Annotated in this window: 9 protein-coding genes; 2 read left to right on the top strand and 7 right to left on the bottom strand. The window is 67.0% G+C overall.

Features of this window, described 5'->3' with window-relative positions:
* Positions 1-233 precede the first annotated feature (233 nt).
* The 7 genes from pepQ to rph all read right to left on the bottom strand — a co-directional run bounded on the left by pepQ (position 234) and on the right by rph (position 7,441).
* Positions 234-1,556, bottom strand: a complete 1,323-nt coding sequence (pepQ, locus tag VFG49_RS09340) for a Xaa-Pro dipeptidase (RefSeq protein WP_324859743.1) — start codon at positions 1,554-1,556, stop codon at positions 234-236.
* Between the two features lie 245 nt (positions 1,557-1,801).
* Positions 1,802-2,161: a PilZ domain-containing protein gene (locus tag VFG49_RS09335; protein WP_324859741.1), complete on the bottom strand. Its 360-nt coding sequence runs from the start codon at positions 2,159-2,161 to the stop codon at positions 1,802-1,804.
* Positions 2,162-2,166: 5 nt separating this feature from the next.
* Positions 2,167-4,473, bottom strand: a complete 2,307-nt coding sequence (locus VFG49_RS09330) for a DUF1631 family protein (protein WP_324859739.1) — start codon at positions 4,471-4,473, stop codon at positions 2,167-2,169.
* A 94-nt stretch (positions 4,474-4,567) separates the two neighbouring features.
* Positions 4,568-4,858 (bottom strand): hypothetical protein, encoded by a 291-nt coding sequence (locus VFG49_RS09325; RefSeq protein WP_324859737.1) that lies wholly within the window; start codon positions 4,856-4,858, stop codon positions 4,568-4,570.
* Positions 4,859-4,928: 70 nt separating this feature from the next.
* Positions 4,929-6,092, bottom strand: a complete 1,164-nt coding sequence (gene hemW, locus VFG49_RS09320; protein WP_324859735.1) for a radical SAM family heme chaperone HemW — start codon at positions 6,090-6,092, stop codon at positions 4,929-4,931.
* Between the two features lie 4 nt (positions 6,093-6,096).
* Positions 6,097-6,696 carry an RdgB/HAM1 family non-canonical purine NTP pyrophosphatase gene (rdgB, locus tag VFG49_RS09315; protein WP_324859733.1) on the bottom strand — a complete coding sequence of 200 codons (600 nt, stop codon included), beginning with the start codon at positions 6,694-6,696 and terminating at the stop codon, positions 6,097-6,099.
* A gap of 13 nt (positions 6,697-6,709) precedes the next feature.
* Complete coding sequence (gene rph / locus VFG49_RS09310; protein WP_324859731.1) at positions 6,710-7,441, bottom strand: ribonuclease PH; 732 nt, start codon at positions 7,439-7,441, stop codon at positions 6,710-6,712.
* A gap of 79 nt (positions 7,442-7,520) precedes the next feature.
* Here rph and VFG49_RS09305 point away from each other — a divergent pair, with 79 nt between their 5' ends.
* Together VFG49_RS09305 and gmk are read left to right on the top strand one after the other, a co-directional pair.
* The gene (locus VFG49_RS09305; protein ID WP_324859729.1) at positions 7,521-8,381 is read left to right on the top strand and encodes a YicC/YloC family endoribonuclease; all 861 of its coding nucleotides are present in this window, start codon (positions 7,521-7,523) and stop codon (positions 8,379-8,381) included.
* Positions 8,378-9,019 carry a guanylate kinase gene (gmk, locus tag VFG49_RS09300; RefSeq protein WP_324859727.1) on the top strand — a complete coding sequence of 214 codons (642 nt, stop codon included), beginning with the start codon at positions 8,378-8,380 and terminating at the stop codon, positions 9,017-9,019. Before VFG49_RS09305 ends, gmk begins: the two co-directional genes overlap by 4 nt.
* The last annotated feature ends 113 nt before the right edge of the window (positions 9,020-9,132 follow it).

Raw genomic sequence — 9,132 nt, 5'->3', positions numbered from 1 at the left:
ATCTGGGGCGAGCATACGCAACGGATGTGAAGCTGTCGTGCGGGGGGATGACGCAGCGGCCAGACGCCGCAGAGGCCCGCCGGGCTGAGCGCGGCGGCCCGGGCCGCCGCGCGAAGGCAAGGCCGGCGCCAATGCTGGAAGTGAGCAGGGCGCCTTCGGCCGAAGGCGGCCGTACCGTTCCGCGAGGAGAGTTCGCCAAAGTGCCGGAACTACAATCTCCGGCACCAGGGTTTTCAGATCAATGCAAAGGCATCACGCGTGAGGTTTTCCGGATCGCCACCGGTGCACACCACATCATCCTCGATGCGGATGCCGCCGTAGGAACGGAAAAAGTCCACCTTGTTCCAGTCGATGTCGCCGCCAGCCGGCGTGTCGCGCAGTTCGTCGAGCAGCATGTCGATGAAGTACAGGCCCGGCTCGATGGTCACCACCATGCCCGGCTCCAGCGCCCGCGTCATGCGGAGGTAGGGATGGCTCTGCGGACGGGCGATGGTGCCGCCGCGTTCGCTCTGCTGGAAGCCCGCCACGTCGTGCACCTGCAGGCCGATGGGATGACCCAGGCCGTGCGGGAAGAACGCCGACGTCGCACCCGACGCCACCGCGCTTTCCGGGCTCATGCGGATGATGCCGTGCTCGCGCAATACGTCGGCCAGCGCGTGGTGCGCGTGGATGTGCAACTCCGGATAGCTCTGGCCCGCACGCACCATGCCGGCGAAGCGGCGTTGCGCGGCATCGACGCTGTCGATCAGCGCCTGGAATTGGGCGTGGCCACGCGCGGCGTAGGTGCGGGTGATGTCACTGGCATAGCCGCAGGCACTGGCGCCCGCGTCGATGAGGAACGAGCGGCTTTGCGCGGGCGCGGTGCGGTCGAAGTGGGTGTAGTGCAGCACCGAGCCGTGCTCGTTGAGTCCCACGATGCTGGCGTAGGGCAGTTCCGCATCGATCTGCTTCGCCGCGGCGAGATACGCCATGTGGATGCCGAACTCGCTTTCTCCGGCACGGAACGCCTGCTCGGCGGCGTGGTGCGCGCGTGCGCCGATGCGGCTGGCCTCGCGCATCAGCTCCAGCTCGTACGGTGTCTTGTAGGAGCGATGCCAATGCAGGTAGTCCAGCACGGCCTGCGGGTTATTGGCCTTGGCGCCGGGCACGCCCGGGCACTCCGGTCCGATGATCGCGCGTCGCGTGTCCTCGCCGGGCAGCAGCGCCATGGCATCGCCCGCTTCGCGCACGATCTCGATGTCGAAATGCTCCACCCAGTAGCCGCTGGGCGCGGCCGGCACCACGTGCCAGTAATCCCTGGGCTGCAGGAAGATCAGTTTCGGCTTGTTGCCGGGCGTATAGACGATCCAGCTCCCCGGCGTGTCCGTGAGCGGCAGCCAGTGGCGGAAATGCGGGTTGGCGACGAAGGGGTAATCCTGGTCGTCCAGGAACTTGCGTAGCGGTGTACCCGCGGCAATCACCAGGTGATCGAACCCGCCGAGCGCAAGCGCCTTGTCGGCACGCTCACGCAACGTGGCCAGGTGCTGGGGATAAAGCGGGGCGAGGCGGTCGTGCATGGCAACTCCGGGGTTTCCCGCGCAGGCAGTCGCAGGACAATGAGGAACAAGCCCTACATGATGGCCCGCTATTGGCCCGGGTTCCAGTCAGCGTTCCGGCGGGTGCCCACGTAGGAGCGCACCCAGTGCGCGATCGGCCTTGCCCGTACTCCGTTCGGCCCTTCTTGCCACGAGGCAACGCTGCCTCCGTGATTACCGGGCGTTGCTCTGCAATCGGGTGATGCCCCGCCCGGAGGATGAAGCCCTCACGCGTGCCCCGGTTGCTCCAGCCACGCGTCCAGCAAGGCCGCATCCGCCTCGTCGATGGCCACGATGCGATAACCCGCCCAGACCTGGCCAGGGCTGGCTGCCGCTTCGTGCCACTGCTCCTGCACGCCTACTTCGATGGTCTGCGGCGCGCTGCCCAAACCGGGCAGGGAAAGGCTGACCTGATAGATCGCCTCGCTGCGCGGCGGATTCGGGCTGATCAGCAGCATGCCGTTGGCCGACAGGTTGCCGAGATGGCCTATGGGCTGGCCGCTGATGACGTCGGTGACGATGGCTGTGAAATTGGCGCGCTTGCGCTGGGCGCGTCGCTGGTCGATCGAGGTGATGTTCTCGCTCATGCCGCTCAGTCCCCGTTCCGCGGTGAGTTCGTGAGCGGCCGCGTCACCTGCCGCAGGTGGCTGGTGAGCGCGTGCCATGCGCGGTCGAGCAGGTTCTCGCGCACATGGGACATTTCGCGCACGCGCCCGCAGGCCATTTCGTGGGCGAGGAATTCCAGCGTCATTTCCTCGCCGCGCAGACCACGGCGCGTCACGAACAGGCCGTTGCCGGAGACCGGCGAATACCACGCCAGCTTGCGCTGGGTGACGCGGCCATCGTTGGGATCGATGAACTCGAACCAGGTGCCGAACGGCAGCTGGCGCAGCCGCTGGTGGATGCGGCGCTCCGGCGACTCCGGCGCGGGCGGCGGCGGAGCGGGAGCGGCGGCCGGCGGTTCCGGCGCTGCATGTTCGCCCAGCCGCTGGTGCTGCTTGAGCTTGAGCGCGAGTTCGGTGGTTGTGGCGGCGACGGGCGCAGCGGCGCCGTCTGCCGCGGGCGGCGCCACCGGCGGAATGCCCAGCAGGCGTTGGGCAACCTGCACGGCTTCCTCGGCGTGCATGCCGATCTGCTGCAGGCCCGATTCCACTTCCGCCTGCAATAGATTCCTGTCGGTTACCGGCTGCTGGCCGAGCAATTGGTCGGTAATGCGCAAGCGCAGGGCAAACGCTTCGCTGTCTTCGCCGTGGCGCAGCAGGGTCAGCGCCAACACGTCGGACCAGGCGCGCTCCAGCAGCGTGCGCAACAGGCCGCGCGGATTGCAGCGCTCGAAGCGTTCGGTCATCAGCTCGGCGGCGCGGCGGCGCGACTGCTCCAGCCGTTCACGCCCCTGCATCGCCTCCACCTGGCGACGCTCGGCAATCTGTGCCTTGCGATTGAGCAGGCCCAGGTGATGTTCAATGTCGGCAAGCAGGCTGGTGTAGAGGCCGGTGCTCGGGGGTTCGCGGCGGGCACGGTCCACCAGCTGGTTGAGCTTGGCGCCCAGCGATCGATCGGTATCGCTCTCGGGGCCGTCCAGCCAGTCGTTCGCCGCTTCGGTCACCATGCCCAGCAGCTTGCGGGCAGGGTGTTCGGGCTGGTTGAAGAAGCCCTTGTCGGCCACAGCCATCCGCAGCAGGGGCAGCTGCAGGTCGCCCAGCAACGAATGCGCGCTGCCTTTGCGTTGCAGTTGGTCACCCAGTTGCTCGAACAGCATGGCGACGAGTTCCACCGTGTCGCCCTGCTCATCGGTGAGGTGCGTCTGGCTGGCGCCTTCGGGCTTGCCGGTGTTGAGCTGCGTCAGCAGCTCTTCGCGCAGGGCGTGTGCGCTGCGCAATTCGCGCCGGACCTGGTCGGTCACGTCCGAAACATGCAGCTGCAGCGCGTCGAGCGCGAGCTGCAGTTCTTCCGGTGAGGCCGGGCGACCGGTGGGCTGGTAGCTCAGTGAGCCCTGGCCCGCACGGTGCTGGGCCAACATTTCACGAAGGCTCTCAAGCACGGCAATGCTGTCGCTGCGCGGAGCGGCGGGATTCAGTGGCGATACGGCCGGCGCGGCGGCTGCCTGTGCCTGGCGCTCGAAGTTGGCCCGCGTGGCTTCCGCGGCGCCACGAGCCTGCCGTTCCACATGCGTGCGCGGCGGCGCAGGAAACGCGCGCAGCTGCGGCAGGATGCCATCCGCCCGCAGATGTTCGTTGACGGTGTCATACAGCGAACCCAGCGTCCCGACCACGGCGCCGTCGAAGCTCTGCAGCATCAGCAGGGAATGTTCGTTGGGGATATCCACCAGGATCGAACCCGCCTCGTGGAAGGCAACCGCCAGCGCATGAGGTCCCAGCGGCAGGTTTTCCCCTTCGAGCGGCGGCTGGCTCACCAGGACGGCGAAGCGATAGCCCAGTTCGAACAGCGGCTGACCATGCCGTGCTTCGCCGCGCGCGACCAGTGTCTGCAGGGCCACCGATTGTTCGTGTTCGCCCTGGTCAAGCAGCTCCAGCGGACGACGCTGTGCATCGTGCTCGCCCTCGATCGAGACCGCGACGGCGCCGCCGAGGCGACTGAAATGCTGGCGAACGCCGTCGAGAAAGCGCCGTTCCAATACATTGCGCTGCTGCTGGATCTGCTGGCGGCTGAAAAGGGCGCGCTGCTGCTCGAGGTGATTGCGCGAGCGTTCCGCCTGCGCATAGAGCCGCTGGTCAATGTCGCTGAGGCAGCTGCGCAGCGGCGACTCCAGCCAGCTGAGGCAGAGTGCGTGCGTTTCTTCGATCAGTCGGCGCGCGCGCGGCGACCAACCCGCGTTGTCGGGACGGATGTCCCGATCGGATGCAAACGGCTGACGTCGACCCTGCTGTTCGACATCCATGACAGACCTTGTGTGTTCCCCCCGGAATGAGACCAGTGTAAGGCGGCGCCGGCTTGCCCGCCATCGGCTAGAAGGGGGATCTGCGCAGGCTGGATCACAGGTTCGGTGGCAGGACGGCCTCGGGTACCTGGCCGTCCTGTATCCGGCAGCGCCTGGCCGGCCCGGGCGACACAGCCTGGATGAGGCCGGTGCGGATGCCATGCAGGCGTGTCTTCATACCTGGCGTCAGGCGAAGGATGCCATCGTGGCCCAGCAGCAGGGCACAGCCGAGCCCCATCCGTCCGGTGGCCTGCCGAAAGCCCTCGGGCCCGGCGACCATCAGCGCCGTGCTGGCCATGTCGGCGAGCGTGGGGTCATCGAGGATCACGCTTGCCGCGGCACTCATGCCCTAGGGCCGACCCCGTCGGGGATCGATGATGTGACCGCCGTTGGCGTAGTGCTGCCTGGGCGGTGAGCTAGTCGAGGAACGCTGCAATCACGTCATTGAGGAAGCGCTGGCCCAACGGCGTGGTGTGCAGGCGACCGGGCTCATCCGCGAGCCAGCCTTTTTGCCGGGCAATGGCCAGCGATGGCGCGATGCGTTCGAGCGGAAGGCCGGTGCGCTCGGCGAAATCGCCCAGCGGAACGCCGTCGACCAGGCGCAGGGCGTTGAGCATGTACTCGAAGGGCAGCTCGCCGTCGGCCACGTGGCTATCGCCACCGATGCGCGCCGATGCGCCGGGGGAAGACAGGTAGGCCTTGGGGTGGCGGGTTTTCCAGCGCCGGCGCACCAGGCCTGCGGTGGTGTCGGTGATCTTGCCGTGCGCACCCGCACCGATGCCCAGGTAGTCGCCGAAGCGCCAGTAGTTGAGGTTGTGCGCGCAACGCCGGTCAGGCCGCGCATAGGCCGAGACCTCATACTGGCAATAGCCCGCCCGGGCCAGTTGTTGCTCGCAGGCCTCCTGCATCGCCCAGGCATGGTCGTCGTCCGGCAGAGGCGGAGGGTTTGCCGCGAAAGCGGTGTTGGGCTCCAGCGTGAGCTGGTAATGGGAAACGTGCGTGGGTGCGAGCGCCACCGCGCGCGCCACATCATCCAGCGCACCCTCCAGTGTCTGTTGCGGCAGCGCGTACATCAGGTCGAGATTGATGTTGGCGTAGCCGGCATCCTGTGCCGATTTCACAGCGGCTTCGGCTTCGGCCGCGGAGTGGATGCGGCCGAGGCGGCGCAGTTTGTCGTCATCGAAGCTCTGGATGCCGAACGAAAGGCGATTCACGCCGGCGGCGAGATAGCCGTCGAAACGGCCATGCTCCACCGTGCCCGGATTGGTCTCCAGGGTGATCTCGGTACCATCGCCCAAGGGCAGGCGCTCGCGCACGCCGTCGAGAAAGCGGTCGATCAGTTCCGGCGCAAACAGGCTGGGCGTGCCGCCGCCAAAGAAGATGCTGTGCACCGGCCGGCCATGCGCGGCATCGCCGAAGTCGCGAAGATCGGCATCGAGGTCGGCAAACAGCGCATCGACGTACTCGGCATACGGAGGCTCGCCCTTCATGCCATGCGAATTGAAGTCGCAATAAGGGCACTTCTTCACGCACCACGGCATGTGGACGTACAGCGACAGCGGTGGTGCGATCAGCGACATGGTCTCAAACGTGTGGCGCGGCCAGCCGCTGGCGCAGCTCGGCCAGTGCGCGGCCACGATGACTGATGCGGTTCTTCAGTCCGGGCGGCAGTTCGGCGGCGCTCACCGTTTCGCCGTCGGGCAGGAACAGCGGGTCGTAGCCGAAACCGTGCGTGCCGCGTTCCTCGGTCAATACACGACCATGCCAGCGGCCTTCGGCGATCAACGGGGCCGGATCGTCCGCGTGTTGCACCAGCACCAGCACGGAGATGAAGAACGCACCACGCTGTTCGGCGGGCACGGCGCTCATTTCCTGCAGCAATTTGGCGTTGTTCGCCGCATTGTCGCCATGTTTGCCGCTGAAACGGGCCGAATAAAGGCCCGGTGCGCCACGCAGATGCTCCACGCACAGGCCGGAGTCGTCGGCCAGCGCGGGCAGGCCACTGATGCGCGCGGCATGCCGCGCCTTGAGCAACGCGTTCTCCACGAAGGTGAGACCCGTTTCCTCGGCATCACTGACATCGTACGCCGACTGCGGCACCACGCTGAGCCCGCTGTCGGCGAGCAGGTCATTGAATTCGGCCAGCTTGCCGGGATTGCTGCTGGCGAGAACGATGCGTGTCATCGCGCGTTCCCGCTCAGGCCTGGCCCAGCGCGCTGCGCTGCGCCGCCACCAGTTCGGCGATGCCTTTCTCGGCCAAAGCCAGCATGGCGTCCATTTCATCGCGGCGGAAGGCATGGCCTTCGGCAGTGCCCTGCACCTCGATGAAGCCACCGCCGTCGTTCATCACCACATTCATGTCGGTGTCGCAGTTGGAATCCTCGGCGTAGTCGAGATCGAGTACCGGCACGCCTTGGTAAATACCTACGGAGACGGCAGCCACGGCGCCGATGACCGGATTGCGGCGAAGGTTTTCGCGCTTCATCAGCAAAGTCACCGCGTCGACCAGCGCCACGTAGGCGCCGGTGATGGCCGCCGTGCGGGTACCGCCGTCGGCCTGGATCACGTCGCAATCGAGCGTGATCACGCGCTCGCCCAGAGCCTGGCGATCCACGCAGGCGCGCAGGCTGCGGCCGATCAGGCGCTGGATCTCCATGGTGCGGCCGCCCTGGCCGCCGCGCGCGGCTTCGCGCTGCATGCGGGTGTTGGTGGCGCGCGGCAACATGCCGTATTCGGCGGTGATCCAGCCCTCACCCTTGCCGCGCAGCCACGGTGGCACGCGGTCTTCGATGCTGGCTGTGCACAGCACCTTGGTGTCGCCAAAGCTGACCAGCACCGAGCCTTCGGCGTGGCGGGTGTAATGGCGCTCGATGGTCACGGTGCGCAGCTGGTCGCTGGCGCGGCCACTGGGGCGGCTGGGAGAACTCATGGGGTGCAGGCCTTGGGATTGGGCAAGCCAGGGCGGGAGAGTTTACCATTGCGCCCTTCCCAGACACGGCAGGCCCCTGATGATCCGCAGCATGACGGCTTATGCCTCCGCCGAGGCGACCGGCGCCGCCGGCACGCTCAGCTGCGAGCTGCGCACGGTCAATCATCGCTACCTGGAGCTCAGCCCCCGCCTGCCCGACGACCTGCGCGCGTTCGAACCGGCCTTGCGCGAGCGTATCGCCGCGCGCCTGTCGCGTGGCAAGGTGGACATCACCGTCCGCCTGCGTGGCGAAGCACGCGCCGAATCGCTGCAGGTCAATGCGACCGCGCTGGCGCGGCTGTCCGAGCTGGCGATGGACCTGGAGGCACGCTTTCCGCGCATGAACATCGAGTTCACCGAGCTGCTGCGCTTCCCGGGTGTGCTGCAGCAATCGGACGTGGACCACGACGTGCTGCAGGCGGCCCTGCTGGACGTGCTGGACCGTGCGCTCGACGCGCTGACCGCGACTCGCGAACGCGAGGGCGCCAAGCTGGCCGAGCTGCTGAAGGAGCGCCTCGATGCCATCGAGCGCATCGTGGCCGACGTTCGCAGCTTCATGCCGCAGATCCGCGAAGGCCTGCGCACGCGCCTCGAGTCGCGCCTGACCGACATCAAGCAGCCCGCCGATCCGGGCCGCCTGGAACAGGAGCTGGTGCTGCAGATCACCCGTAGCGACGTGGATGAAGAACTCGACCGCCTCACCGCGCACATCATCGAAACGCGCCGCGTGCTGGGCACCAAGGAGGCCATCGGCCGCCGCCTCGACTTCCTGATGCAGGAATTCAACCGCGAAGCCAATACGCTCGGCTCCAAGGCCGTGGACGTGCGCAGCACCAACGCGGCGGTGGAGCTGAAGGTGCTGATCGAGCAGATGCGCGAGCAGGTGCAGAACATCGAATGAATACGGGCCCGTCCAACGCCGTCGGCATCGAGGGCACATTGTTCGTGGTGGCCGCGCCTTCAGGTGCGGGCAAGTCGACTCTGGTCAACGCGCTGCTCGAACGCGAGCCGGCTATTTCCCTGTCGATCTCGCACACCACGCGGCCGCCGCGCCCGGGCGAGCAGTACGGTCGGCACTATTACTTCGTCGAGCGCGCCGAGTTCGAGCGCGAGGTCGCCGAAGGCATCTTCCTGGAACATGCCGAGGTGCATGGAAATCTCTACGGCACCTCGCGAAACACGGTGAACACGCTGCTGGAAGAAGGGCGGGACGTGCTGCTGGAGATCGACTGGCAGGGCGCCCGGCAGATTCGCAAGACCAAGCCGGACTGCGTAGGCGTGTTCATCCTGCCGCCCTCGCGCATCGAGCTGGAGCGTCGCCTGCGTGGCCGTGGGTCGGACAGCGCCGAGGTGATCGCGCGCCGCCTGCACAATTCGCGCGAGGAAATCGCGCACGCGCACGAATTCGACTACATCATCGTCAACGACCATTTCGATGCCGCGCTGGATGACCTGCAGGCCATCGTGCGCGCCGTGCGTCAGCGCAGCCAGTTGCAATGGCAGCGGCATGAGTCGCTGATCGCCGAGTTGCTGGCCTAAGAAGTTGCCTTTGTGGGGGCGCACCTTGTGCGCGACCGCGGCGGCATGTCTCGGTTGGCGGTCTTAAGGCTGGCGCCGAATCTCTCGGCTATTTCATTCCGTGCTCGTCTCCG

The organism is Dyella sp. (genome assembly GCF_035685885.1).
Lineage (GTDB): Bacteria > Pseudomonadota > Gammaproteobacteria > Xanthomonadales > Rhodanobacteraceae > Dyella.
The sequence above is the reverse complement of the archived record's forward strand: the minus strand, read 5'-3'. Positions and strand labels throughout refer to the sequence as shown.